This window comes from Cupriavidus sp. SHE, assembly GCF_000812445.1.
In the GTDB taxonomy this organism is placed as follows: Bacteria; Pseudomonadota; Gammaproteobacteria; order Burkholderiales; family Burkholderiaceae; genus Cupriavidus; species Cupriavidus metallidurans.
Map to the genome: position 1 here is coordinate 30388 of NZ_JWMB01000051.1, position 23984 is coordinate 54371.

Genomic DNA, 23984 nt, shown 5'->3' on the forward strand with positions numbered 1-23984 from the left:
TCGTGATGCGCCTTTTTCATTGGCCATGACCCGTCCTGAATACCCTGTGCCGCTTCAGCGGTTCACGGCTTCTTTGAACTTCTGGCCAGCCTTGAACTTCACCGTCTTGGCCGCTTCAACCTTGATCTCTTCGCCGGTTCGCGGGTTGCGCGCCGTACGCTCGCCTCGCTCCCCCTTGCCAAATGTGCCAAAGCCGACCAGGGTCAGCGTCTCGCCCCTCGCCACGGCTTCCACAATGGCATTGAGGGTTGCGTTCAATGCCTGTTCGGCCTTGGTTTTCGACAGACCATCCACACCAGCGGCAATCGCGTCGATCAGTTCAGCTTTCGTCATGCTCCAGTTCTCCAAAGTGACAGCCTCACGATTCAATCACGCTGTCGCTGGGATTGATCCGCGAATGACGACACTAAACCTTGGCCTTTCCCCGATTTTCCGGTGAGCGTGCTCAGAAAATCGCACCCGAGTGGAGCGCCGGCCACCCGCGACACAATCCCGCTGCCGGAGCGACCCCTACTGCGAGGATTCCGCACGGCCGGTAATCGCCAGCCACAGATACCGGATCGTCATCCTGCAATCCGAGGTAAAGGGCAAGAGGTTGTAGGCCGCGCGGAATCCGACCAGGCAGCACACTAACACTGGGATGGGGCCCGTTGCACCTACGAGGTAGACCACCGCGGCAACGATGAGCGCGACCAGCACGTCCGCCATCCACCCAGCGGCACTCATGAAGGCCCGCTTCGCACAGCTCAGTTGCCAGTACCGGTCGTCATAGGTAACCCGACCACCGAGGGGCAACATCCGCAGCGCGAACTTGCAGCCGGACGGCGTGGCACGCGTGCGGAAAATTGCCGGCCCCACTCCCAATGCAAACTCTTCGCTGTCGATTCCGCATAGCTTGGCCGCGTAATAGTGGCCGGCCTCGTGGCACACCGTCATGAGCATCTGCAGGCCGATGAGCGGGCCGACGTATGCACGCAGCAGCTCGCCATCCGTGAGCGAGAGAAAGTACGAGGCCGAGCAAGTCCAGTCGCAAGCTGTGGTCATGATGCCTCGATAATCCGGTAGAGCTTCGCGCGAGATATGCCAAGGGCGCGAGCCGCGGCCACCTTGTTGCCATCCGCAGCCGCAATCGCTGCGTCGACATCCGTGAGTGTCGGCGCCGGCCGGCCAATCGAAAGCTGCGTGGAGTACGTGGAGAGGTAGGCGTTAGCCTTTGTTGCACGGCTGTGGCCAGCCGCCTCCACTACCTTACGCATTGCTTCTCGGTGCGCGTCCAGATCCACGATCTTCCCACCGCCCTTGACCGCTGCGGCCTGGCCACTGTGCCGCTCGTACATCTGTTGCAGGAACTGGTGTCGCAAACCGTGTGCTGTAACGCCGTCGCCACCCTTGGTGATGCCGTGTTTCTCCAGCACTGTGTAGAACCGCCGGCGCCACTGGCTCTGTGTGTACGCCGCCGGGATCAACGTGCCCCGGCCGGGATTTGTCGACTCAGCTAGCCGCGCGGCCTCACCGAGCAGCTCGTACTGCCAGCCGAAGTCAATCGGCACGCGCCTGGGCCGGCCACCCTTCGTTCCATCGTGGACATGCAGCATGCCGGATGGCAGGACGTCCAGGGCCGGGCGCAGACGCCAGCTTTCCTTGGCGCGCAGCCCGAACCCCGCCTCGAGCTTTAGCTGTATCGCCACATGCGGGTCCGTGGCAGCGATCTCCGCGATCTTCGCCGCGGCATCGATGCCTTTGCCCTCCCAAGATCTGTCTTCCTGGGCCACATAGCTTCGGACATATCCCTCCGGACGCACGATGTAGTCCTCGATGCGCCCGACCATGTTCGACTTGCCCATCCACGAAGTGAAGGCCCGCAGATGAGTGAGCCGCAATTCAACCGTCCCAACGTTCAGCTTTCGATCCTCTACCCAGTGGCGCACTAGCCAGCGAATGTGCTTTTGCCGCACGGCGTAGGGTGACATCACGGCCATCGCACCGACGCGCCGGAGCTCCACGACCATCGCGAGCAATGCCTGCACACGCTGCCGCTGGGACATCTGCGACAGCGATCGGCCGCTTACGCGCGTGCCGCTGTGCGGAAGGTGGAGATGCTCGGCCGCCAGGATGGCGAATTCAGCTTTGAATCTGTCCGGCAGCTCGTACTGGCTCAGGATCGGGCGCAGGTTGATGGATTTGCTCATGGTCGTATTCGCTTGCGCTGCGCGCACGCAGCCTGGGCCATGCCTACGGCTCGGGCCCTCGGTTGGAACAGCCCGACCCCGATTCGGATCTGCCCCGTTCGATGTGCCGGGCTACCACCCCCAGCTTTCCGGCCCATCCAGCCGGTCCTGCCACCAAATCTTCCGGTCCTTTAGCGATGCCAAACCGATCGGCCCTGAGCATGGAAGCAATGCGTCGTGACCGTCCGCTAACGCGAACACGCAGGCCGTGGAGACTTGCGTTCCGCTTGCGCGGCCACCCTATCCGGTGCATCTCGCGATGCGTGCCCGCCCTCGTAAGGATTTCGTCCTTACGCCTGCGGCATATCCCGTGATGGGTGATTACCTGTTGCGCTGTTTTGGTTCCGGTAGCGCCCCCCGGTTCGATATTTGCTCAGAAGCCTGCGTTCACCGTCTCTCGGCACGCAATCAGCTCCCCGCCCCAAAGTCAGATCATCCCCGCCGCAGTGTGTCGGGCTTCGTGATCCGCACCCAGCCATACGGCTGAAAGGGCGTCGGGCATTCGCGGTTATTCCACAGATCACCTGTCCGGTGTCCGGCTTCGGAATTGTCCGCACTACGGTCTATTTTCACGAACAGACCGCCAATCGGCTTGGTATCGCGGTGTCCGGTGTCCTCACTATCCGACACGGTCCACTTGATTTGATTGAAAAAAAAGCCGGTGCAATTTCCGGCGTGAACAGCGGGCCTCGTGTTGACCCTTCACGATGAAGAATCTGAGGTCATTTGTGCCGCGCAACTGGCGGCAGGATCGATGCGTCGGGGACGCTGTAGGTGTTCAGAGCATAAACCAGCACGCGTTTCCGTGGCAACGTATCGCGCGGCAATTTGGCGAGCTTTTGGCAACTTGACATTGTTTTTTCGTCGGTAGAGTTGGTCATGACGATATGCCACCACGTCGGACAAAGTGGCACTTCACTGGGCCATGTCCCACGTCATGCCACGAGATATGGCAGCACGAAGGACTTGCACCTACGAAGTGGGACTTGCTCAGACTTGGGCGGGCGATGCCAGACCAGTTGCATATCGAGTCACTAGACCAAATCAATCTGAGAGGAAGCAATGAAGCAGACCGAACACATCAAGCACTCGACCATGGCCATCGACGTCGGCTACGGCAACACCAAGTCTGCCTGGGCACTTGGTTCGGATATCACGATGAACATGTTCCCGTCACTCTCGCCCCTCGCAGCGAATACGGCTCTCAACTCCTATGGCGCGGGAGTGTTCAAATCCCGTAACGTCATCAATGTAGAGGTCGACGGAGCACGGTACGAAGTAGGCCCTGACGTATCGATCAGTGGCGCACACGTCCACACTGGCCGCTCGCTGTCCGAGGACTTTGTGACAACGGCGAACTATGCGGCGCTGCTTGCCGGCGCGTTGCGCTACGCGAACGCCACTGAAGTGGAACGCTTGGTGCTGGGCCTGCCTGTTCACAACACACAGAAGTACGCTGCCTTCTTGAAGGACCGTTTTGCCGGCACGCACAACTTCGGCTGGGGTGAGATCCACATCGGGAGCGTCCTGCCGCTGCCACAGCCGCTGGGGACGCTCATCAGCTACATCCAGCACAGCGGCAAGAAGTACGACCCGGAGAACGCCTACCTGGTGATTGACGTTGGTTACTACACAACCGACTGGGTAGTGGCGCGCGGCTACACTGTCGATGACACGCGCAGCGGCGGTGTGCCGGGCGGCGCTGCTCGCGTCCATCAGCAAGTTGCCAGCCTAATCACGGCGGAGAAGGGGCACCCCTTCGACAGTATCGAGCGCATCGACAAGGCGATCCGCGAAACCAAGCCCCTCGTGTACTTCGGCGACGATCTGGACGTCACCCCCTACCTCACCGAGGCAGTTGCGATCACCCATCAGCCCGTCAAAGAGATCCAGTCGCGAGTCGGCCGAACCGACGATCTGCGTGCGATCATCTTGACCGGCGGTGGTGCGCAGCTATATGCGCCAGCCATTCGCGCCGCGTTCCCGGCAAACGCCATTCACATGATGGACGCGCCATGCTTTGCCAATGTGCGTGGCTTCTATACGATTGGCGCAGCGCGGCAACAATCCGCCCGCGCCGCCTAAGGCCCGCCCATGGACAAGCTTCAGATGACCGTGACGCTGTCCGACGACTCGGCTCCCGAGCTGCTCGCGTATCTGCGGCAGATCCCGGGAGCCCGGGAACGCTCGATCATGCTCCGGAGGCTTGCGCAGCGCGGTCTGCAGATGGTGATGAGTGCTGGCCCTGACGTGCTGATGCAGCCGTGTGCGAGCCCAGGTATGCCCTCGCCACCACTTTCGTCGAGGGTGAATCCAAGCCCGCTCCACGACATGCCCGCTGCGACGACGCAAGTCAAATCCATCACCAGTCCCTCACCCACCCCAGCAATGACGCCGACACAAGGCCCTGTCGCCGCTGCCGTTTCGATGGCCGACGCATCGGGCACCGATCAAGCCGACCCCCTAGCGGGAATTGATGTCGCAGCTCTAAACGACGCGCTGGCGCGCTATTGAGTGAGACTTGACCGTTAGCCTTCCTGTGGCAACCTAAGGCCATCAACTCAAGGAGCAAGATGCCATGAAGTTCTTCGACTACCTTTCCACTACCGCCGACCAGAACCGCTTCATTGTCGCGGCTTTGATCGGCTGGTGCGTTCTGGAGGCTCTGTCCGTTGCTTACAAGGGTTGGCGCTCGCGGAAGCTACAAGGCTAATGCAAACCCCCAGATCGGCATAGGGGGTAGCCGTGAAGGCTACGCCCCTGCCACACCACCCGGCATGCGGGTCCGCACCGGGCGGTTCGAGAAGTTGAGGTCAAGACAGGCGAGGCACGCCCAATCGGTCGAAGTAGCTGATAGTAAACACAGTCTTGAGAAGACCGTCACTATTGCGCCACCAGCAACGGCTATTGGCCGCCACCTGTTTCGGAGGTGTCAGGAATTCTGTGTGCTGAGGTAGGTTAAAAAAATCTCAGCGTAGGGCGTTGGTGAAGCGGTCGCCGAAGAGGATGGCGAACTGGTTGGCCGCCTGCTTCCAAGTAATGGGGGGCATCTTCCAGTCTTTCTCGATATTGCGCAAGGCCAGGTAGAGCAGCTTGCTGGCCGCCTCGTCGCTGGGGAAGTGGCCCCGGTTCTTGACGATCTTGCGCAACTGCATATGCATGCTCTCGATGGCATTGGTGGTGTAGATGATCTTGCGGACTTCGAGTGGGTAGGCAAGAAACGGGATCACCTGCTCCCATTGCCGGCGCCACATATCGGCCACCGTCGGGAATTTCCGGCCCCAATCGCTGGCGGCGAACGCCTGCAGCGCGCCAGCGGCGGCATCGGCCGTGGCAGCTTGGTAAATCGGCTTGAGCGCAGCCGCCAGGCCCTTGCGGTCCTTCCAGCTCGCCAGGTTCAGCGAGTTGCGGATCAGATGGACGATGCAGGTCTGGACCTGAGCGTTCGGGTAGACGGCCTCAATCGCCTCAGGGAAGCCGCGCAGGCCGTCGACGACGGTGATCAGGATGTCGTCCAAACCGCGGTTCTTCAGCTCATTGAAGACCTTGAGCCAGAACTTGGCGCCTTCGGTTTGCTCGATCCACAGCCCGAGCACTTCCTTGCGCCCGTCGGCGCGGATGCCCAGCGCCAGGTAGACGGCCTTGTTCCTGACGGTGCCTTCGTCGCGGATCTTCAGGCGCAGCGCGTCGAAGTAGACGATCGGGTACATCGCCTCCAGCGGGCGTTGCTGCCATTGCTCGACCTCGGCCAGTACCTCGTCGGTGATGGTGGAGATCAGGTCGGGCGAGACCTGCAGGCCATACAGTTCCTGCAGGTGGCCCTGGATCTCGCGCACGCTCATGCCGCGCGCATACATGCTGATCACGTGATCGTCGAAGCCGGGCAGCCGGCGCTGGTACTTGGCCACCAGCTGCGGCTCGAACGTGGCCTGCCGGTCGCGTGGAATGTCCAGTTCCAGTTCGCCGTGGGGCGTGAGGACGGTCTTTGGGCTGGTGCCGTTGCGGTGGTTGCCGCTCCTGCCTTCCTTGGTCTCAGCAGCCAGATGGTGCGTCAGTTCGGCGGCCAGCATGCGCTCGGCCAACCGCTTCTTGAGCAGGCCAGCCAGGCCTGATTCGCCGAGAATCGACTCGGCGTCCTTGTTCTCGACCTGGGCCAGCAACTCGTCAATCAGCTCGTCGGAAACAAGCTTGGGTGCCTTCGGTTTCGTGGTCTTCTTGGTGGGCATCGCTACGGTCATGGTCAGTTTTGCTTACAAGCATCTCATGACCTCTGGCACACGGAAAATCTGACACGCTCCCTGTTTCGCAACCGGGGCAGGCGCCCCGAGCTTCAGCAATTCCCGATACATAGTGGCGCCGCGCTTCCAGTGCTTGAGCTGGATCGCCCGTAGCCTGTGACGCATCCATTCATCGAGTTTTCGCCAGAGCCGCGGCGTTTCGGCCAGTCGGAAGTACCCTTTCCAACCCAGCAGGTAGGAACGCAATTTCTCCACAACCTCCGACATGCTGCGCCCGCCTGATCGGCCGGTCAGTTCCCGGATGCGTTGCTTGAACGTGGCTAGCGGTTTCGCTGCCACCTTGCGTTTGACTTCGCCCCCACGCGCCACCCACAGACTGTAGCCGAGGAACTTGCGACCGAAGACGCTACCGACCGCGCTTTTGCCTTCATTGACCACCAGGTGCAATTTGGCATAGCAGCGGCGCAGCAGCGCCATCACCCGCTCACCCGCCTGCACGCTGCGAACATACACGTTCGCATCGTCAGCGTAGCGCGCAAAGCAATGGCCACGTCGCTCCAACTCCTTGTCCACCTCGTCAAGCAAGACGTTAGCCAACAGCGGCGACAGGGGACCACCTTGCGGCGTGCCCTCGTGCCGAGACTGCACCACGCCATGATCCATGATGCCGCTGTTCAGATACGCCCGAATCAGCCGGATCACTCCAGCATCATCAATGCGCTTCCGTAGGCGATCGATCAGAATGTCATGGTTGACCCGGTCAAAGAACTGCGCCAAGTCAACATCTACCACGACCCGCCGCCCCGACTGGACATACGCTTGCGCGGCCAAGACCGCATCTTGCGCACGCCTGCCCGGACGGAAGCCATAGCTGTGCTCGCTGAATGTGGGATCAAGGAGGGGCTGCAGTACCTGTAGTAAGGCCTGCTGGATCAGCCGATCCGTCACCGTCGGGATGCCAAGCTCACGCTCACCACCACCGTCCGGCTTGGGGATCGTCACCCGACGCACCGGGCTGGGCCGGTACGTCCCTGCCAGCAATTGTTCACGTATGGCCGGCCACGCCGTCGCCAGATGGCGGGCGGTCTGATTGATATCCAGACCATCCACCCCGGCCGCGCCCTTGTTGGCGCGCACGCGCTTGAACGCCTGCTGCAGGTTCTCTCTTCTCAGCGCCGCTTGGAGCAGCGCCGTCCCTGCGTTCCCTGTTACATCTCGCGGGCAGCAAGCTTCATCGCTGGCGGCTTCCGGCATGGCTTCACCTTGCCCTGCGGCCACCCGCCCCGCTGACGCGGGCATCTGATGCATTGCCTGCTGCATCGACATGTCGGTAAACACTCCTTCTCGTTCGGTCCTTCGTCGGCGGATTCGAGCCTCACCAGCGCTACCTCCAACTGTCGGGTAGCGGCAGCGCATTGCTGCGCCGCTGCCCCCTAAGAACCGGACGTGCAGGTCACCCCGCATCCGGCTCAAGCCATTCTTCAGCACCACGCTGTGGCACCGGGCGACTCGACGGAGCGATTCGCAGTTTGACGGCGGGCCAAGTAGGTGTCCCACTTCGGATCGAAAGGCTGCGCCGCACCCCGGATCTTGACGTGCCTTGTAATCGGAATCGTCATTGCGCGGAAGAGCTCAATGCCCCTACTGTCGTAGGTCGAGCTCTCTGTAGCAAAGACCCATGAGCGGTGCCTCTCTACCCGGAAGTATCGTTTCCGGACCCAGCGTGCCCCTTTCGTGGGGTGCCTGCGTCTTGCCCACTTCCAGAGCAGTTGCCAGATGTGTGAATCTACCAACGAGAAGGTTGCTTTTGCCACGACGTGACGGTGATACATTGCCCATCCCCGGATGACCGGGTTGAGTTTCTGTATCAGCGCTTCCTGAGTGGCGCTCGCGTTGCCTTTGATGATTCCCCTGACCTTGTCAAGCAGCGATTTGATGCTCTTCTTTGCTGGCTTGATCAGCAGCTTGCCGCCGTACTTGCGCACGTTTTGGCCAAGGAAACCGAAACCCTCCGCTATGTTGGTGATCCTGGTCTTCTCTTCCGAGAGTTCCAGACCTCGGGCGGCCATAAACCGCCTGACCGCGGGAAGCACCCGGGATTCCAGCACATCTTTCGATGCGCCAGTCACCACAAAGTCATCGGCATAACGGACGACGTTGAGTTGAGCCTTGCTGCGAGCAAGTTTGGATGTTCCCACACTTGCATGAACTGCTGCTTCGAGCCCATCCAGCGCCATATTCGCGATCACGGGCGAGATGATGCCTCCCTGTGGTGTACCAGCCCGCGTCTCGAACAGAGTTCCCTCATCGATATATCCGGCTTGAAGCCATTTGCGAAGGACCTCCTTATCCATCGGTATGTTCTCCAGGAACCAGGGATGACTGAAGTTGTCGAAACAGCCTCGAATGTCACCTTCCAAGATCCATTCTGGCGAGACACGCTTGGCCAGAACGTTGAAGCACTGCCCGATGGCATCAGCGGTCGAACGCCGGGGCCGAAAGCCATAGGAGTTCGGATCCGCCAGGGTCTCCGCGACCGGTTCCAGGGCGAGCTTCCATAACACTTGCATCGCCCTGCACCGCATACAGGGAATTCCCAGCGGACGCTTCTTGCCATTACTCTTGGGAATGTAGACGCGCCGCAGCGGCATCGCACGATAGCCACGATGTCGCAGTGACGACATTCCTTTCCATCTGGCCGTCGGGGATGTCCATATCCTGCCATCGACCCCCGGCGTCCTCTTACCGCGATTTTCCGTCACACGCTTCACGGCTAGCATCTTGCCGCTGTGCGAGCGGGTCAGCAGACGTTGCAGAGCTTTCACCTTGCCCCATCGGCCTTCCAGAGTTGCCTTGGCGGTACGCACCTGAAGTCGTTTCACCTCGGCTTCAATGTGAGACCAGTTGGCCTGATCCCACATCTGTGCCGCGCGCGAGGACGCACCAGCGCCGGTCGCTTTCGCGTCGCTCGCCGTCATCTGCTTTTCCTCGTATAACGATTGGTCAAAGTTCTCTCGCCATGAATAACCATGCGGAAGTCTGCCCGCTTTCGCGTCGGGCGATGTTTCAGCCCGTATCCCGTCCATTACAGCCGGGCGTTCGCTTTCTCCGCCTTCCTTTACCCACAGCACCAACAGCGTTCCTTGCGGTTCGCCTGCCATTACTGGCAGCACTATGGGCTTACCCTGTTTCGCTAGAATTTCCGACTGGGGCGGACCCTTCCTATTCGCCGGCGGCTTGACATCCATGATGACCCACACAATAGGGGCCATTCCTAACCGCACACCATTTTGGTTCAAGCCTGTCAGCACGTTTGGCTTGTTCAGAGTGACGGCGTTTAGCGGAAGTTCACATACGTTGGTCGTACCCAATCATCCCTTGCTCCTCTCCGCCTTCGTGCTGGCAGATTCCGCCTCGCCTCGCGGTTCGGCGTACCGGATCTCCGGTGGCTACGTTGTCCCCAGAGCTTCACACCGAGCTGTTACCGGCTCCGCATGTCCGGGTAGGGAACGGCTGATGGAACAGCCGGTTTCATCAAGGCAACAATGCTCCGTGAAACAGAAAATCCAGCGACTTGCAGGTCGCACACTATGACCTCTGCTGAGACCCCGCTCCGATTCTCACCGTCGCCCTTTCAGGCACAAGGCGGGGCGTCCCCAGGTAAGAACGCACTCCTTCACCGCACAGCCGCTGCATCTACGCCACTTCGCCTTGGTCACAAGAGCTTCGCGGTTCGTTGCCCGCTCGCCCTGCTCGGCAGCGCCTTCTATGCAGTTCTTGTCCATCGGCTCGCGATTTACGCTCCACGCTTCCTCCCCACACTCGGTCACCCTCATGCGGTTGCGCTTCACTTCATTCGCCGTGACCAGCTTATGACGGGACTTGCACCCGTAGGAGTGCGCCCATGCTGGGCGCACAACGAAAAAAGGCCCAGCGTATGCTGGGCCTTTGCGTTAATGGAATTGCCACTTAGTGGAGTGTGGCTGGAGTCAAGCAGAGATCGAATGCCGTGTCGAATGGAAGCTGGCGCTCGACCAACGTCAGATCGCCGGACGGCTCCTTTCGATAGACATGAAAGAACTGCGCGTCGGATTGGTTCGCCTGTACTTCGCCGTCTCCGGCGATGCGCATTGCGTGAATCTGAAGTTTGTTCACAATCGCGATGAAGCCCTTCTGCAGCATGAGATTTCTCCTGAGAGATCCTGCCACGTGGGGAGCCTGCCCTGTGGGGAGGACCCACAGGGCAGAGGTTAAGATTGGCTGGCCACCGAACGGTGGCCGATTGACTAGGCCGCGATCGCAGCCGGTTGGGACATTTGGCGCAACTGATACACAGTCTTCCACTCGTCGCAGAAGTCCGTGTCACGCACCTTGGGTCGATGAAACACTACTTTCAACCCGGCCGCGCGCGCCCGCTTTTGGAGCGTTAGCGCATCAGCCATACCAGGCGATTTCCCGGTCTTCGGATCAATCTTGTCGAAGTCCGCGAATATGTGCAGCGTGTGAATGCCCAAACCTTCCGGCACCACAAATTTGCTCAGTTCGACGCGGTTCAGGCAGAACCAGGTCGGGACATGAAACAACATGTATGCGGCATAGGCATTCTCCAGACCTTCAGCGACGCCGATCTCGCCGTTGCGAGGCGCCATCAACCGCACCGCACCGCCATCCAGAGGCAAGGCTCCAGGATAGTTTCGCTTTGACGGCAAGATTTCTCCGTGGCGCGATATGACCGTTGCTTTCTCCGGCTTAACCGGATCTAGCGTAGTCCTGTGCACAGTAGCAATCCGACCATCTGGCAGCCGATACTCTGCAACGATCGTGGGGTATTTCCCGAGAATTTCCCCGTCGTGCCAGTAATCCTGCATACCCAGCCGCAATCCTTGCGGCAGTGGCGCACGCAGGCCAGGAACTCGACCGGCCAGGTATTGCATAGCGTGGTCCCCGCGCGTTACTGGTGCTGATCTTGTGACCTGCTTCATCACTCGATTCATCAACACGATAGGGCTCACGTCGTTCTCTTGCCTACGTGCAAGCCTGTAGCTCGGGGGCGGTTGCTTGACCTCCACCGGATCGCTGCATACGCCATTCATCCGGCGTTTCAGCTCGGAATAAGACATGCCGGTGTATCGGCGAACTAACTCAAGGCCGTCGCCGCCGGCAGGGCCGCCAGCATTGCATTTGCGACACACCCAGTCTCCGCGGCCGCGTTTGCAATGGTAGGTAAAACGGTCCGTACCCTCTCCGCAAAGAGGACACGGGCCAGGGCGGCCTCGCCAGAAAGCGTCGGTGAGGACAGCGGCCGGCAAGTACTGCGCAACCAGAGCGTCCCATTGATCGGACTTCCAGCTCGCAACAATTTCACTAATGTCCTTCATTGTCATGGGATGACTCCGGTTGGGAGTGGTTGGTCGATGCCTGAGACAGGCGAGGAAACGCTTGCTCAAAAGACATCCCGGCCGCACGAGGGGCCAGAATGTCTTTTCAGCATGGCGAACGTACTGGGGAAAAGAGAGTGGCGCGGAGCCGTAGAAGCGGAGCAGCCCCCTGCGCTGAATATCGCGAGGCGGGCTGTCCTAAATGCATTTTTATGGAATCACGTTCTGTCAGTCAGAACGGTATGTCATCATCCATATCTTCAAAACCGTTGGACGGTGCAGGCTGTTGCTGGCGACGGCTCTGACTCTGACTGCGTTGACCGCCGCCATATCCGTTGCCAGTTCCACCATCATTTCCACTGGCTTGGCCGCTGTCCTGCTGACGGCCATAACCACCGCCGTCACCTTCGCTCGAGGAACCACCCCGGCCACCAAGCATCTGCATCTGATCGGCAACGATCTCGGTGCTGTACTTGTCCTGGCCAGACTGATCCTGCCATTTGCGGGTGCGGATGCGGCCCTCGATGTAGACGGAGGAACCCTTCTTCAGATACTGGCCCGCGATCTCGGCAAGCTTGCCGAAGAACGCAATGCGATGCCATTCGGTCGCTTCCTTGAACTCGCCGGACTGTTTGTCCTTATAGCGATCCGTCGTAGCGATGCGAATGTTGGTAACAGCGTCGCCGCTGGGCATATAGCGAGTTTCAGGATCGGCCCCGAGGTTGCCCACGAGGATGACTTTATTGACGGATGCCATTGATGCTTCCTTGTTAATGAATGTGATTGACCTGCCAGACCTTCCGATCCCAGAGCTTCTGTTCTCCGGTCTCGTCGTCAAGAATGGGGCGGCGGGTTCTCTGGTCAAAGGCAGGCACCTTTTCGGTACCTACCTGTTTGATGGCGACGCGATCACCGATCTTGCAACCTGCGTTCGCCAGTGCGTCTTTGAGGCCTTCACCTGGCAGGGTCTTCTCACCCTCAGCAGTGTTCAGCTTGACCGCGAAGGATGTGTAGGTCTTCTTGCGACCCGGCTTGCGATTGGGGAACTCCATCTCGCCCCACTCGATAAGCGTGCCCACCGTGTACGTAGAATTCGAAGCTCGACCAGGGTTCGGTTGAGCGTTCTTTTGCATCGCCTGCCGAGTGGGAGCCTCAATAGAAGATGAGACTTCCGGCTCTCCATGCGGCGAGCCGGTGGGCTTTCCGATCGATTTGCTGCCTGGGTCGGCCTTGAGCTTGCCGATCACGACCTCCGCAACTGATTGCGGCGTGACGCCGCTGCCCCGGTGTGTCCCCACCTTGCTCCAGCGCGGTACAACCTCCGGAAGCAACTTGCACCCGAACGATGTGTGTTGCATCTGGCGCTCGAATACAGCAACGAAGTGCACAACATGGTCGCCTTCATCGAGAAAGAGATGTGGCACACCAGAGATGAGGATCTGATACTCATTGTCGGCACCAGTGCCGACCGGAATTTCATGATCCCGAGGCGACTGCGGCTGAGGAGCGGCGAGGCCACAAAGCGCAGTCGCCGCATTCTTGATCAAACTGAGCAGTGTCATAGGTACTAAATCAGGGCGCCGCAGCATTGCCGCCTAACCTCTTCGAGATCGGCAGACAGGCGGGCATTGTTGAGGATCACGTCTTGCAGAACTTCGGGGCTCACCCCGCAGATTGCACAAACGTATGTGTATGGCAGCGCGCCACCCCAGTAGCCGAAGATCCAGCCGAGCGTCATCCTGTAATCCTTGAGATCGAGGCCACTGTGATTCCGTATGCGCTTGCGCAGCAACTCGGCACAGTCGATTAGGGACTCGGGCATGTTCTCGCCGTGGCGGCTGTCGCACGCAAGGCTGATAAGCGCATCGACCATTTGCTCACGGACGGACTCGCTCCACTGCGAAGGGGAAGACGAAGTGTCGGCCGTGGGCCGCTTCGGCCGTCGAACAACGATTGGAGTTGGCTCGCTGAAGCAATCCAACTGCCATCCTGTTGTCTCTGTTGTCATGAAGATCTCCAGGCGGATACCCGGAGACCCACCAGCCGGCGGGTAACGAGTACCCGCGACAGGTGGAAAGGACCGCCCAGAAGATGGGCGGCGATGGGATCAGGAACGATCGTGCGTTCCGGTACGACGAATGGGTGTAACCACGGCCGTGCGCTCATACAAGCGTTCGGTCGGTTCTGTTTCTTTGGCAGGTTGCGCTGCAGCAGCCTTCGGCGACGAGGCGTGCTCCGGCATCGAGACCTTCGGCGCGGCGGGTACAACCTTGCTCCACTGCACCGCTTTCTCCTTCAGGAAGAAGATTGCGACCGCGGCAACAAACACACCAACAAGGAATGACTGCGAAGCCAGATACAGCACGACGCAGAGTCCGGCAAGTTTGAGAGGACGCTTGATGAGGTTCTCGGCAAAGGATTCCATGGTTTCTCACGAGAAACGTTGAAAGGGAGTTTCCTGGCGGGTGCCAGGCGATCATTCGATGCTCGACGAGCAAGGAATCCTGAGAGGCGCGCAAACACGCTTTCGGCATGCTCAATGCATGGCGGAAACGCGCTGGCAAGGGAGGGGCTGCAGGATGGCAAAGCTCTGACGGGAGCTTTGCGACTCGATGCGTCACTGGACGCGGGGATGCTCTGATCCTACGAGTGGAGTGCCGGAGGCAGGCGGTAGAAAGCTCACCAAAACTCCCCCTCTTTCCGGATTATTCCGATGAGCGCGCTCAGATTTCACGCGACGTGGGGCCCCAGACCAGAATTACGTTTTGTCTATATCTGTCGTTATTGTTATTTATATCGACCCCTGACCGTAGGGGTAACCCCCTAAATTCCGCCAACTCCTGGCCCGATATGAAGCAGGAATGCAGCCAGCTTTCTGCCACTCCCGGTAAAAGCCGCTAGATAAATGCGAGCTTTCCCGCCGCCACGCGCTTCCTTCGTTTCGTAATCTCCACGAGAACTTGACACGGCGTTTTGGTCGGTACGCTGGCTGTCAGGACCACGATCTAGAGAGCGAAACATGCCACAACGAAAAGAAAAAGGACCTCCAGAGCCCGCCACAGCCGGAGCCGATATCGTCAGCTTTCCCGGAAGCCCCGACGATGCACGCGCGGAGCTAGCGCTGCGCGGGGCTTTCGGCGACATCCAAGTCAGCGAAGATGTATTGAGCCGCCTCATGGAGTGCGTGCGTAACATCCGGCGCACCCAGGACAAGATCGCACGCCTGATCATTGATATGGGCGCGGACCTGCAGACCATGTACGACTGCAGCACGGACCTTGCGAACGCCCACTACAGCGACCCTCGGGCTGCACGATCACGCGGATGGGACCTCTTTTGCCAGATCGCGGAGCAGGCTCTGGACCTTACCCCAAGCAAGGCGGAGCTTTACCTGAACCTGTACCGTCGCTTCCTGAACCACAACGGGGCACTTTCCAAACTGAACGTCGGCGAGCTGATGATCCTTCGTCGCAAGGACTACACAGACGGGGAGATCGACGCGGTCATCGAGTACAAGGAAAACGATCCTTCGTTCCACCGGGACAACATTCGGGAATTCGTCAAGCGCCTGCGCAGCCAGCAGGAGGACCTTTCCGAAACGCAGAACAAGCTGGACATCACGACGGCCGAACTCGCCACCACCGTTGCGGAAAACACCGAGAAGGATTTCGAGATCCGCAAGCTAAATGCCGAAATTGCTCGCCTCACCGAGGAAACCGATGCGAATCGGACTGCGTTGAGCAACGCTCGCGAGGAACTGACGCGCCAAAACTCGAGCTTTAGCCGCCTGCAAATGCAGATCGATGACCTCGAGCGCGAGAAACGAGAACTCCAGGACAGAATTGCCTACTCGAAGACCCACACCAGGCCGGAAACGGTAGAAATCGAGGTGATTCCTCCTGGCTTCGCGTCTCTTCAGGATGCCCTCGCCGCCAAGAACGATCAGATCGCCGCGGCGAACGCCGAACTCGCCAGCCTCCAGCAGAAACGCGACGAACTCGGCAGCGAGATCTCCGAGCATCAATCGGTTATCGAGAGCCGAACAAACGCGCAAGCCGAGCTGACGAAGCTGGTCAGCATGTTCGAGTCCATCGTCTCGACATTTGCAAGTGCCCAACTGGCCGTGCAGATGGTCGTGCAAGGGGACGGCAACGTTGTGCAGTTTCACCCGACCCTGAAGGTCCTCGACAGTGTCGTGGCGCGCTTGCACACGGATATCCGCTCTGCCCTGAAGACTCGTTGATAGATTCCCATGCAACTCCAATCTCCGACCGCAGACTTTGAACGCCTTCAGATCACGCGAATGACGCGTGACCGCATTCGCTCTGCAAACTACCACCTGACCGATCACCTGGCCGAGGTCCTTGCTCACCATCCGCAACTCGAATCGGTTCTTCAAATCGGGCATGGCGAAGTTGAGCGAGTCCGAAAAGCGGAGGCTACTCAGCGCGAGCTGATGGGCACGCCATTCCTTGTCGTCGTGCCTACGCTGATGGATGTACAGGACTGGCGCAGCCTCGCCGAGAACACAACAACGACGTTGGCCATCGACACACTGCGATCGAACATGCCGTCGTGGAGCAACGACGACAAGCTTCGCCTCTTCTACAACAATCGCCACTACATCTGGCTGATGGTCGAGCTGCTCCATGTCAGCATTCTGGCGGCGCCTTTGCTTGGCATCACCAAGGAACTGGCCGAGTACCTGCGATCGCTACCCCAGCATGTCCTCGACCTGGCGATTGCTCGCGTCGATTTCCCCATCTTCAAATGGCGCCTGAACAGCAAGACCTTCTGGATTGACTTCGACACCGGCCGTATCGTTCCGGAGACCCTGGCCCACCACTTCCTGATGTCCACTCCCCTGCGAGCGGACAGGATGATCGGCAAGCATAGCTGGACACGGCTCGGCCTGAGCTCGATGCCCAAGAAGGTCTACTGCGAACTCCTGATTCGACAGAAATGCCGGGCCTCGACTGTTGCCTCATTGCTTGGAACCAGTCCAACCTACACGCGGGGCCTGTTCCAGCAGATTCACGGCGAGTCTTCGCCGTCCGGACAGCTTCCTACATCGACGGCCTGGTACTTCGAGCACGCGACCCATCGATTGCAGGCAACCGTAGTCGTCTCCCTTTACCGGTTCGCCCAGGCATTCGGCGCCAACGTGCCTGAGTCATTGATCGCAGCGTATGACCTGTTCGACAAGTTCTTCGGAACCGCGTCGAAAATCTCTGCCGATCGGGCTTGCCACATCTGTAGGACGCTCTCCACCGAGGCAACGCTAGAATTGTCGCCTTGCCGCGCCTGCAGGACGCCGTACCTCATTGCGAACGCCGCTCCACGAATCGAGCTCAGTCACACATTCTCGTGTCCGGGCTGCAGCGGCACGCTCGGGGGCCCTCACGCTGCGGCCCGCAAACGGAAAAAATAGGGGATTGGATATGTACTTGTTGTTGTGGCTGCCCGCAGTGGTCGCTCTGTGGCTTGCACCACGATTTGGAAGAAACCGGTACAAGTGGGCTGCGATCTGCCTTTGCACCTCCTTCTTTGGCCTCATCGCCATGGCAGTACTGCCAAATCGCAAGTACTCGAATCTTGAGGACTATCTCCGGGCGCATCCAGAGTGCAAGACGAGCCGCGGAATCAGTTGCGCTCACTGCGGCTCCGGGAGCATTCGCCTCTGGCGTCAGAAGGAGTTCTTGACTGTCCGCCATTACCACCTCTGCAATCACTGCGGCAAGACGCTCTACACATCCTAACCCCCCGCAACGAAGGGTAAAGAATGGCACCTCGATGCCGATGAAAGGGACGAGCCCTCCTGTATGCTTCCGGGCTTTGCCACTTTTGCTACTTGCAACGATGCGCCTGCTTCTTGCCATTTTCTTGCCGTGGGTTCAATTTTTCACGATCGGTCGCCCATTCGCCGGGATCATTTGCCTGATCCTGCAAATCACGTTGATTGGCTGGATTCCTGCCGCGATCTGGTCCACCTACGCACTTAGCCAATACAAAACCGACAAGAAGATTGAGGCGGCGCTCAACAGGCGCAGCCGCCAGTCTCGCTAACTTGACATGCGAGATAAGTCGGTAGGATGAAATTAAGCGGTTCGTTTGAATCGCCGAATCATCCAAATAACAGAGGAAGAAAAAATGAAAACCAAATTCGCACTCTCGATGCTTTCTGCTGCAGCCCTGCTCGCACTCGCCGCCTGCGGTGGTGGTGGTGGCGGTGATAGCGCTCCGGCTACCCAGCCGAGCACGCCGACGCCCCCAGCGCCGGCGCCTACCATCACGGTCCAAGGTAGCGCGACGGCCATTAGTGGCGATCCGCTGGCAGTGATCTTTGTGCCCCACACTGAAACATCGACCAAGCCAGCACCGCAGGCAATTGCAAGCAACGCCTTCCCGGCGCAGTTTCAGAAGTCCACCCCTGAAGGGGCGTACACGCAAGTCGGCATCGATGCCAATAGCCTTATTACCCTTGCCACAGGCAAGATCGTCGACGTCGCTGGTAACGGTGATTATGCTATTGGTCGTTGGACCGACGGCTCGTCGACAATCGGCAGCGCGAGCGTCAACCTTGGCGAGCACTATGCCGTGGGCAAGCCCCTGAAGATCCAGCAAGTGCTGGGCATTGGGAAGACGCTGGCTTGCGCCCTTGTGGCATCGACGAGCCCGACGGCTGTATCGGGCAACTTCACGCCCGGAAAAGTAAACTCGGCAACGGCGACGATCGATCTGAATGGCCCAACGCTCCAAACCATCAGCCTTGACGTGGCGATCGGCTCGGACGCTCACGCCACCGCGACCGTGAACGGAACAATCCTGAACGGGGTCTTCCAAAGCAATGGCGTCCTTCATCACGTGCAAACTCTCGGTACGTCGCAAACGCAGCCGTATCTCGCCTTCGGCTACGCGATGCCTACGCCGTCTAGCGGCGACGTCACGGGCCTTGTCGTTCTGAAGTGCCAGTGATCGGCCTGAGCCTGAGTAAGGGAAAGGGAGCCTACGGGCTCCCTTTTTATTCATGTACTTATCTTTAGCTGCCGCCTGTACCACCGACCTGGCTAGTTATCTGGAAAACTGAGCCGACAGGACATGCTTGTATTGAACCAGTATCATCCCAGCCGGTTCCTCCAGGCCACGAGATGCAGATTCCTTTGACGAGCCAAATGCCAGACCATCCACTCCAAAAGCCAGTAACTTGGCCCTGCGAAGTTCCGCCAGCCGAACGCCAATATCCGTTCTGGCAGGACATCGTCTTCCCGTTCGGATCGCTGCGAATTGAGCCTTGCGGATCCCAGCACTGCTGCCCATCCGACACTTGCTGCCCCCCACCTATGGATGGAACAAGGGCACCCGCAGCATACAGGTAGCCGCTTGCCACCATGTTCCCGGCGCTTGTCACATTGCCATTCGATGTAACCTGGTTGCCGACGACGGATCCGACCGCAACAACACTTCCGTTCGATTGAACATAGTTTCCGTAGACGCCGTTTCCGTAAACACCATTCCCTGAGACGTTACCGTCAGCAGAGACACTGCCTGTCGCCGCTACCGCTGCGGCATACACACTCCCCCCTGCCGCTACGTTTCCATTTGCGGAAACCGACCCGTTCGACTGAAGATTCCCAACCCGATTCATCGCCTGATTGTTCGCATCCATCGGACCAGTCAGGTTTAGCGAGCCGTCCCGCTTGTAGAACTGGTTCATGGATTGCGCCAGCAACGAGGTATTGCCAACCCGCATCATTAGGACGCCGGCGGGGCCTCCCGGCAATGGATTCGCCGCACTCCAGTTCGCCGCCATGCCAGTAATGACTCCCGGCGTATCGGCGTACGAGGCTCCGCCATCTGCACCGGCCGCCTGTACTGCGGCCGCCATCAAGTCCGACCGGATAGCACCGGAAGCGTCCCGGTAGGCGACGGTCGAGTACAGTTGGCCGGGGATCGTGCAGTTCGTCAGCCCCGCAGAACAGTTTGTCGGAACCAGGTCAGCTTTGAAGGAGATGCCCAGTGGGCTTGTGTCGCTGAAGCCGATGGGCAACAGCTTGAGGTTCACCAGGTCTTGAATCGTTGGATGCAGAGGGTTCTGCACCACGGCCGTTACGCTGCCGGCCGTAATGAGCGTTGGTCCGTTGGGGCTAGTCGCCAGCACGGTCATGTTATCGAACACGTAAGTGTTGATAGCCTGCCCGACGTTGGTCATGTACTGGCCGGTTCCCATCGCCAACGCGTCGTCGATGGCACTGTTGGTAGTCGCAATCATTGTGGCCAGCCCAACTGCCGAAATGGTCAGCTGGAATGCCGCATCGGTCATCAGCATCGTTTGGCTCTCCGAATAAGCGAAACCCGGCCAGAGGTGGCCGGGTCGTCAAGCTGCACTACTGTGCGCCCGTTTCGCGTGGAAGTTTCTGCCGAAAGCTCGCCAAATTGGCACCTCTTTCGGCTCGATCGCGTCGTCAGGCGACAGTAATGTTGATCGTGTTGTTTCCGCCGCCGCAGGTAATCTGCGACGGATCGACGGCACCGCCGACGGCCTTCACCGTCGTACCGTTCACCACAATCTTCCCGGCGCTGCCCTGATACGCTGCGACAATTGCGCTGCAAGCTGCGTCCGGTTGCTGAGACAGGGTCCACTGAATGGCGTCATTGGCACTCAGAAGCTGCGCCGGTGCAACAGCCAGCTGAGCGCCGCCCGGTTGCACGATCACATTGGTGCCCGAAACCGTCATCGTGGTCAGGTCCTTGAAGATGCCGTTGTTGATGAGGCCGGTCATCGAGACCTTGCTGTACTGACCACGGTATGTCGCCTTGGTCTTGCCCACGACCGAATTGAGCTCCGAAGTCAGCTGCTGCACTTCGGTGTCGGTCAGGGTGCGGGCAAATGCCACCAGTACCGCAATCAGGACAATGCCGGCGACGAGGAGGTAGATGCCGTATTCCTCAATAATGCCGGCGCCACGCTGGCGGCGGAAGCGGCTGTTCGAGCGAATTGGCCCGTGCTTCTCCGCCTTCAAGTGCTCGACATAGTCGACCGCAGCTTCGGTGTTGGCCGCGATGTTATGCTCATTGATCTGCTGGGTCATAGCGATTCTCCTTGGGGTAATCAGGGTTGGGTGGTTACGGGCGCCGGCGTGCCGATTCGCTTGGACATGCCGACAATCTGAGAACGTCCCTTCATCTCCATCGCAATGAAGAAGGGGGTGAAAGACAAACCGGTAATTAGAAAGGCCATGATCACGGACATGCGCCGGTTAAAGGCAGAAGCCCGACGAAGCATCTGCACTGGCGTGTCCTTGAGCATGCTCGCCGCCACCGTGCTCAGCATCTTCGAGAGGTCTTCCTGGTACTCGGCGATATCCTGGATCTCGAAGCTGGTGTCCTTGTCGAAGAGACCGGTGTCGAATACCTTCCCTCCCTCGTTGGGGATGTATTCGAGGTTCAGCTCGATGCGCTCAATGTGATAGGCCAAGTAGGGGTATGCGTTGTCCCGCATGAGGGCCAAGCCGGCCGACAGACTCTTCCGGTCACCACCAACGCGCTTTGTCACGGCAGACAGGCCCGCGAAGAACTGGGCGCCCTGGAAGCGGCGGAAGAAATCGAAGGGGAGTAGGTTCCGGTCCATCCAGCCGCGATGCTTGCCGACATACCGCGTCATCGCTCTCGACATCCATACGACGCACCACATCTCAGCGGCGAGAACGAGCCAGCCCCAATGCCGCAGGAACGTCGTACCAGCGTGGAAGGCAGTGCCAAGCGGGCCATACTGACTCGGGTCCAACAGTGTCTGAAACGACTTCTCCAGTTTCGGGCCAGCGTAGAACGCCATCGTGGCCAGGTAGATATGGAGGATCACGAACGTGAAGAGCACCCCGGTCAGGATCGTCACCATGCCCGTACGCGCTTCCTTTAGCGCAAGCAGATTTGAACCCAGCGTCTCCAGACCCTCCCGAATGTCACCCCCCTGTTCCGCGACGGCGAGAATGGGAATATCCTCATCCGGCACCGTGCCGCGGAAGATCTCCGTTACAGTGGATTGCTGCTTTTCGCCATCGAAGCCTTCGAAACGGGCAAGCCAGTGTGCCGAGAGTCGTCCCAGTGGCTCTCCTGCCCGGCGCGCTGCGTCTTTGGCAAAGAAATTTGAGATCGGCTCGCCTGGCATGGCGGCAATCCGCTTGGCCAGCGCACTGTAGTAGGTGCCACGCTCTGCCCGGAAACGGAACTTGGCCCAGAAGAGCCGATCGGCGAAAACACGGTCGCCAGTCCGCAGGCCGGGACCGAATATCCGGCGCTGCACGAAATCGCCAAGGCGATGCATCAACTTGATCACGTCAGCTCCTCCGTTGCAGTTCCCGCTGGCGTTTGGCCTCGTAGGCATCCAGCGACGTGATTCGCTCCGCCTCGCGCGGGTCAATGATTCCCGCGAATACTTTGTACATAGCCACTTCGAAAACGGTCTTGCCAGTGCTGTCTGGCACATCGAATCCCGTGGTGCGCTTGGTGCGTTGATACGCTGCCAGTTCGATGTTCATGGCGTCGCGGATGTAGACAAGGTCCTGCTCATCCGGCTCGAACATTTCGGCCACGACGGTGCGGCCGCGGGCGCCATTAAGGTCCGGAAGGTTCGGGCGCGCGCAGAGTTCGCACCCATCCGGGTTGCGCAAGCGAATGCCCTCCACATCAAAACCGAACAGCCGCTCGATCTGCTGGAGCTTGTCCGCGCCCAGGACATTCTTCATCTGTGCACCATGCAGGCCGCATTCGCATGTCTTCGGCAGAAGTGCCTGGTAGACGTAGAGGTTGATAAAGCCGGGCGTCGCCAGCACGCTGCGTGGGATGCGCAACTCACCATCAGACAACCGGTCCGGAGCCGTCAGTGCACTCGGGGCGTGGACGGTCGTGAGCGCCCGCAGGCCCGCGCCGGCGACGTCACGGAATAGTCCAGCAGACTCGTGGTCGCGCAACTCACCCACCATCACGAAATGAGGGTTCATGCGCTTGATCTGTCGCTTCATCGCAATGAAGGGGTCCTCATCACGATTGCCGCTGTCCAGCGTCCGGGAGACAGAGAAGTGGTGCGTGCCAGGTGCGATCAGCTCAACCGGATCCTCCACCGTCATCTTGTTCATCCACGCCGGCAACCGCTGCATGACAGCTTGTGCCGACGTCGTCTTTCCCGATCCCACAACCCCAACAAATACCGTTCCGCCACCGAGATTCAGCGTGCAGCGATCGAGCAACGATGCTTGTTGGGGGAAGTAACCCAGATCTTCCACAAAGTCGAGAATCCGAGTCTGTGCTTCTTCTCGATGGACCCGCATCACAGTCACATGCCCATTGACGCTTTGGGCTGATGCCCAGCGGCACACGACGCTCTGCCCATCGATACGAGTACGGATACTCGTCTGTTGCGGCAAGGCTCGCGAGAACGCGTTGTGAGAACCGCCTTTCCCCTTCTGGAAGATGTGCGACAGAGTGTCCAGTAGCACCCCTGTTTCCAACCGGAATTCAGGAGGATCAACGAGGTAACCGTCGATAGCGAAGCGGATCTGCGAGTGTGTCCCCTGGTCAACGATCTCCCAGTGGATGTCGGACGCCGATTCGCGCAGCGTGAAGCGCAGGATGGCCTCGTAGTTGTGCCACAACGCGCTGGCAGGCCTGCGCCCCGCCGATGGCGTTCCATCCGCCACGCCTATCGGATCGACGCCGCCACGCGAGAGCGTCACCATGACCTGCGGTGCCGCGACATGCAGCATGGGGCTTGCCGCGTCATACCGCAGACGCAACTGACGCAGGATCTCCTCGGTTACATCCGAGTTCACCATCTCACGAGTCAGGATCACCGCAAATGTGCCGCGCCCCGCTTGACTACTTCCCTCAGATACCAGCACCGGACAGACCGAATGGCGAAGCGACTGGGACAAGTTCAGCTCCTCATACAACGTGCTGAGGAACACAGGCAAGTCGTCGGCGGTACCAATTTCCGTCGCGGCAGCTGGCGGTGGCGCGAGAGTAGGCTCAACCGGGGGCGCCGGAATGATCGATGCGCCATTGCCTGTGAGCACCGTCACACCGTTTATGCCGCCGCCGGGCTTCGGCCGCTCGGCTTTGCTGAACAGTCCCATCATTTCGAGCTC

Annotated in this window: 24 protein-coding genes and 1 pseudogene; 7 read left to right on the forward strand and 18 right to left on the reverse strand. The window is 59.5% G+C overall.

All coding sequences use genetic code 11. The annotated features are described in order from the left end of the window. Positions 1-54 precede the first annotated feature (54 nt). From RN01_RS25060 to RN01_RS34075, 4 genes are all read right to left on the reverse strand, one after another. A complete protein-coding gene (locus tag RN01_RS25060; RefSeq protein ID WP_035882474.1) occupies positions 55-333 on the reverse strand; it encodes an HU family DNA-binding protein in 279 nt (92 codons plus the stop codon). A gap of 177 nt (positions 334-510) precedes the next feature. Further along, entirely contained in the window at positions 511-1044 is a 534-nt protein-coding gene (locus RN01_RS25065) for a site-2 protease family protein (protein WP_035882475.1), read from the reverse strand. Then, positions 1041-2189 carry an integrase domain-containing protein gene (locus tag RN01_RS25070; protein ID WP_035882476.1) on the reverse strand — a complete coding sequence of 383 codons (1149 nt, stop codon included), beginning with the start codon at positions 2187-2189 and terminating at the stop codon, positions 1041-1043. Before RN01_RS25070 ends, RN01_RS25065 begins: the two co-directional genes overlap by 4 nt. 761 nt (positions 2190-2950) lie before the next feature. Then, a complete protein-coding gene (locus RN01_RS34075) occupies positions 2951-3109 on the reverse strand; it encodes a hypothetical protein (protein ID WP_156149789.1) in 159 nt (52 codons plus the stop codon). A gap of 181 nt (positions 3110-3290) precedes the next feature. Here RN01_RS34075 and RN01_RS25075 point away from each other — a divergent pair, with 181 nt between their 5' ends. The 3 genes from RN01_RS25075 to RN01_RS34940 all read left to right on the forward strand — a co-directional run bounded on the left by RN01_RS25075 (position 3291) and on the right by RN01_RS34940 (position 4941). Continuing rightward, complete coding sequence (locus tag RN01_RS25075; protein WP_035882478.1) at positions 3291-4313, forward strand: PRTRC system protein D; 1023 nt, start codon at positions 3291-3293, stop codon at positions 4311-4313. Positions 4314-4322: 9 nt separating this feature from the next. Next, a complete protein-coding gene (locus RN01_RS25080) occupies positions 4323-4742 on the forward strand; it encodes a hypothetical protein (RefSeq protein ID WP_035882480.1) in 420 nt (139 codons plus the stop codon). A 64-nt stretch (positions 4743-4806) separates the two neighbouring features. Further along, complete coding sequence (locus RN01_RS34940) at positions 4807-4941, forward strand: hypothetical protein (protein WP_255354660.1); 135 nt, start codon at positions 4807-4809, stop codon at positions 4939-4941. A gap of 100 nt (positions 4942-5041) precedes the next feature. Here RN01_RS34940 and RN01_RS35085 read toward each other — a convergent pair. From RN01_RS35085 to RN01_RS25125, 10 genes and pseudogenes are all read right to left on the reverse strand, one after another. Continuing rightward, positions 5042-5152: pseudogene (locus RN01_RS35085) on the reverse strand (group II intron reverse transcriptase/maturase); the annotation flags it as partial. Between the two features lie 45 nt (positions 5153-5197). Then, on the reverse strand, positions 5198-6454 hold the full coding sequence (locus RN01_RS25085) for an IS256 family transposase (RefSeq protein WP_152564874.1): 1257 nt from the start codon (positions 6452-6454) through the stop codon (positions 5198-5200). 24 nt (positions 6455-6478) lie between these two features. After that, positions 6479-7792: a group II intron reverse transcriptase/maturase gene (ltrA, locus tag RN01_RS25090; protein ID WP_051705368.1), complete on the reverse strand. Its 1314-nt coding sequence runs from the start codon at positions 7790-7792 to the stop codon at positions 6479-6481. Between the two features lie 155 nt (positions 7793-7947). Then, the gene (ltrA, locus tag RN01_RS25095; protein WP_231582307.1) at positions 7948-9837 is read right to left on the reverse strand and encodes a group II intron reverse transcriptase/maturase; all 1890 of its coding nucleotides are present in this window, start codon (positions 9835-9837) and stop codon (positions 7948-7950) included. A 598-nt stretch (positions 9838-10435) separates the two neighbouring features. Next, positions 10436-10648 carry a hypothetical protein gene (locus RN01_RS25100; protein ID WP_035882484.1) on the reverse strand — a complete coding sequence of 71 codons (213 nt, stop codon included), beginning with the start codon at positions 10646-10648 and terminating at the stop codon, positions 10436-10438. Between the two features lie 104 nt (positions 10649-10752). Beyond that, positions 10753-11844: a primase-helicase zinc-binding domain-containing protein gene (locus RN01_RS25105; protein WP_035882531.1), complete on the reverse strand. Its 1092-nt coding sequence runs from the start codon at positions 11842-11844 to the stop codon at positions 10753-10755. Positions 11845-12076: 232 nt separating this feature from the next. Then, complete coding sequence (locus RN01_RS25110) at positions 12077-12601, reverse strand: single-stranded DNA-binding protein (protein WP_035882485.1); 525 nt, start codon at positions 12599-12601, stop codon at positions 12077-12079. Positions 12602-12614: 13 nt separating this feature from the next. Continuing rightward, a complete protein-coding gene (locus tag RN01_RS25115; protein ID WP_035882486.1) occupies positions 12615-13406 on the reverse strand; it encodes a hypothetical protein in 792 nt (263 codons plus the stop codon). Between the two features lie 5 nt (positions 13407-13411). Then, entirely contained in the window at positions 13412-13852 is a 441-nt protein-coding gene (locus tag RN01_RS25120) for a hypothetical protein (RefSeq protein WP_035882487.1), read from the reverse strand. Positions 13853-13951: 99 nt separating this feature from the next. Continuing rightward, on the reverse strand, positions 13952-14269 hold the full coding sequence (locus tag RN01_RS25125; RefSeq protein ID WP_035882489.1) for a hypothetical protein: 318 nt from the start codon (positions 14267-14269) through the stop codon (positions 13952-13954). Between the two features lie 594 nt (positions 14270-14863). On the opposite strand from RN01_RS25125, the gene RN01_RS25130 reads away from it, so the two are divergent. The 4 genes from RN01_RS25130 (at position 14864) to RN01_RS25150 (ending at position 18819) form a co-directional block, all read left to right on the forward strand. Beyond that, positions 14864-16087 carry a hypothetical protein gene (locus RN01_RS25130; protein ID WP_152564872.1) on the forward strand — a complete coding sequence of 408 codons (1224 nt, stop codon included), beginning with the start codon at positions 14864-14866 and terminating at the stop codon, positions 16085-16087. A 60-nt stretch (positions 16088-16147) separates the two neighbouring features. Beyond that, a complete protein-coding gene (locus tag RN01_RS25135) occupies positions 16148-17275 on the forward strand; it encodes a FlhC family transcriptional regulator (protein WP_160172192.1) in 1128 nt (375 codons plus the stop codon). A gap of 428 nt (positions 17276-17703) precedes the next feature. Next, positions 17704-17910 (forward strand): YqaE/Pmp3 family membrane protein, encoded by a 207-nt coding sequence (locus RN01_RS25145; RefSeq protein ID WP_035882492.1) that lies wholly within the window; start codon positions 17704-17706, stop codon positions 17908-17910. 84 nt (positions 17911-17994) lie between these two features. Continuing rightward, entirely contained in the window at positions 17995-18819 is an 825-nt protein-coding gene (locus RN01_RS25150) for a hypothetical protein (protein ID WP_035882494.1), read from the forward strand. A gap of 64 nt (positions 18820-18883) precedes the next feature. Here the strand turns inward: RN01_RS25150 and RN01_RS25155 are convergent, their stop codons facing one another. The 4 genes from RN01_RS25155 to RN01_RS25170 form a co-directional block, all read right to left on the reverse strand. Next, positions 18884-20170: a hypothetical protein gene (locus RN01_RS25155; protein ID WP_051705370.1), complete on the reverse strand. Its 1287-nt coding sequence runs from the start codon at positions 20168-20170 to the stop codon at positions 18884-18886. 136 nt (positions 20171-20306) lie between these two features. Further along, positions 20307-20933 (reverse strand): pilus assembly protein PilS, encoded by a 627-nt coding sequence (locus RN01_RS25160; protein WP_035882495.1) that lies wholly within the window; start codon positions 20931-20933, stop codon positions 20307-20309. A gap of 20 nt (positions 20934-20953) precedes the next feature. Then, positions 20954-22177 carry a pilus assembly protein TadE gene (locus RN01_RS25165; RefSeq protein WP_231582309.1) on the reverse strand — a complete coding sequence of 408 codons (1224 nt, stop codon included), beginning with the start codon at positions 22175-22177 and terminating at the stop codon, positions 20954-20956. Position 22178: 1 nt separating this feature from the next. Next, positions 22179-23975, reverse strand: coding sequence for an ATPase, T2SS/T4P/T4SS family (locus tag RN01_RS25170; RefSeq protein WP_231582310.1), 1797 nt, complete (start codon positions 23973-23975; stop codon positions 22179-22181). Positions 23976-23984: the final 9 nt, after the last annotated feature.

What these genes read in the sequence shown, in the direction of transcription:
- RN01_RS25130 (WP_152564872.1), top strand. Translation starts at nt 14,864, where the DNA reads ATGCCACAACGAAAAGAAAAAGGACCTCCAGAGCCCGCCACAGCCGGA.
- RN01_RS25160 (WP_035882495.1), bottom strand. Translation starts at nt 20,933, where the DNA reads ATGACCCAGCAGATCAATGAGCATAACATCGCGGCCAACACCGAAGCT.
- RN01_RS25155 (WP_051705370.1), bottom strand. Translation starts at nt 20,170, where the DNA reads ATGCTGATGACCGATGCGGCATTCCAGCTGACCATTTCGGCAGTTGGG.
- RN01_RS25070 (WP_035882476.1), bottom strand. Translation starts at nt 2,189, where the DNA reads ATGAGCAAATCCATCAACCTGCGCCCGATCCTGAGCCAGTACGAGCTG.
- RN01_RS25105 (WP_035882531.1), bottom strand. Translation starts at nt 11,844, where the DNA reads ATGAAGGACATTAGTGAAATTGTTGCGAGCTGGAAGTCCGATCAATGG.
- RN01_RS25060 (WP_035882474.1), bottom strand. Translation starts at nt 333, where the DNA reads ATGACGAAAGCTGAACTGATCGACGCGATTGCCGCTGGTGTGGATGGT.
- RN01_RS25080 (WP_035882480.1), top strand. Translation starts at nt 4,323, where the DNA reads ATGGACAAGCTTCAGATGACCGTGACGCTGTCCGACGACTCGGCTCCC.
- RN01_RS25145 (WP_035882492.1), top strand. Translation starts at nt 17,704, where the DNA reads ATGCGCCTGCTTCTTGCCATTTTCTTGCCGTGGGTTCAATTTTTCACG.
- RN01_RS25135 (WP_160172192.1), top strand. Translation starts at nt 16,148, where the DNA reads ATGACGCGTGACCGCATTCGCTCTGCAAACTACCACCTGACCGATCAC.
- RN01_RS25120 (WP_035882487.1), bottom strand. Translation starts at nt 13,852, where the DNA reads ATGACAACAGAGACAACAGGATGGCAGTTGGATTGCTTCAGCGAGCCA.
- RN01_RS25110 (WP_035882485.1), bottom strand. Translation starts at nt 12,601, where the DNA reads ATGGCATCCGTCAATAAAGTCATCCTCGTGGGCAACCTCGGGGCCGAT.
- RN01_RS25125 (WP_035882489.1), bottom strand. Translation starts at nt 14,269, where the DNA reads ATGGAATCCTTTGCCGAGAACCTCATCAAGCGTCCTCTCAAACTTGCC.
- RN01_RS25115 (WP_035882486.1), bottom strand. Translation starts at nt 13,406, where the DNA reads ATGACACTGCTCAGTTTGATCAAGAATGCGGCGACTGCGCTTTGTGGC.
- RN01_RS25075 (WP_035882478.1), top strand. Translation starts at nt 3,291, where the DNA reads ATGAAGCAGACCGAACACATCAAGCACTCGACCATGGCCATCGACGTC.
- RN01_RS25100 (WP_035882484.1), bottom strand. Translation starts at nt 10,648, where the DNA reads ATGCTGCAGAAGGGCTTCATCGCGATTGTGAACAAACTTCAGATTCAC.
- RN01_RS25150 (WP_035882494.1), top strand. Translation starts at nt 17,995, where the DNA reads ATGAAAACCAAATTCGCACTCTCGATGCTTTCTGCTGCAGCCCTGCTC.
- RN01_RS34075 (WP_156149789.1), bottom strand. Translation starts at nt 3,109, where the DNA reads ATGACCAACTCTACCGACGAAAAAACAATGTCAAGTTGCCAAAAGCTC.
- RN01_RS25170 (WP_231582310.1), bottom strand. Translation starts at nt 23,975, where the DNA reads ATGATGGGACTGTTCAGCAAAGCCGAGCGGCCGAAGCCCGGCGGCGGC.
- RN01_RS25065 (WP_035882475.1), bottom strand. Translation starts at nt 1,044, where the DNA reads ATGACCACAGCTTGCGACTGGACTTGCTCGGCCTCGTACTTTCTCTCG.
- ltrA (WP_051705368.1), bottom strand. Translation starts at nt 7,792, where the DNA reads ATGTCGATGCAGCAGGCAATGCATCAGATGCCCGCGTCAGCGGGGCGG.
- RN01_RS25085 (WP_152564874.1), bottom strand. Translation starts at nt 6,454, where the DNA reads ATGCCCACCAAGAAGACCACGAAACCGAAGGCACCCAAGCTTGTTTCC.
- RN01_RS34940 (WP_255354660.1), top strand. Translation starts at nt 4,807, where the DNA reads ATGAAGTTCTTCGACTACCTTTCCACTACCGCCGACCAGAACCGCTTC.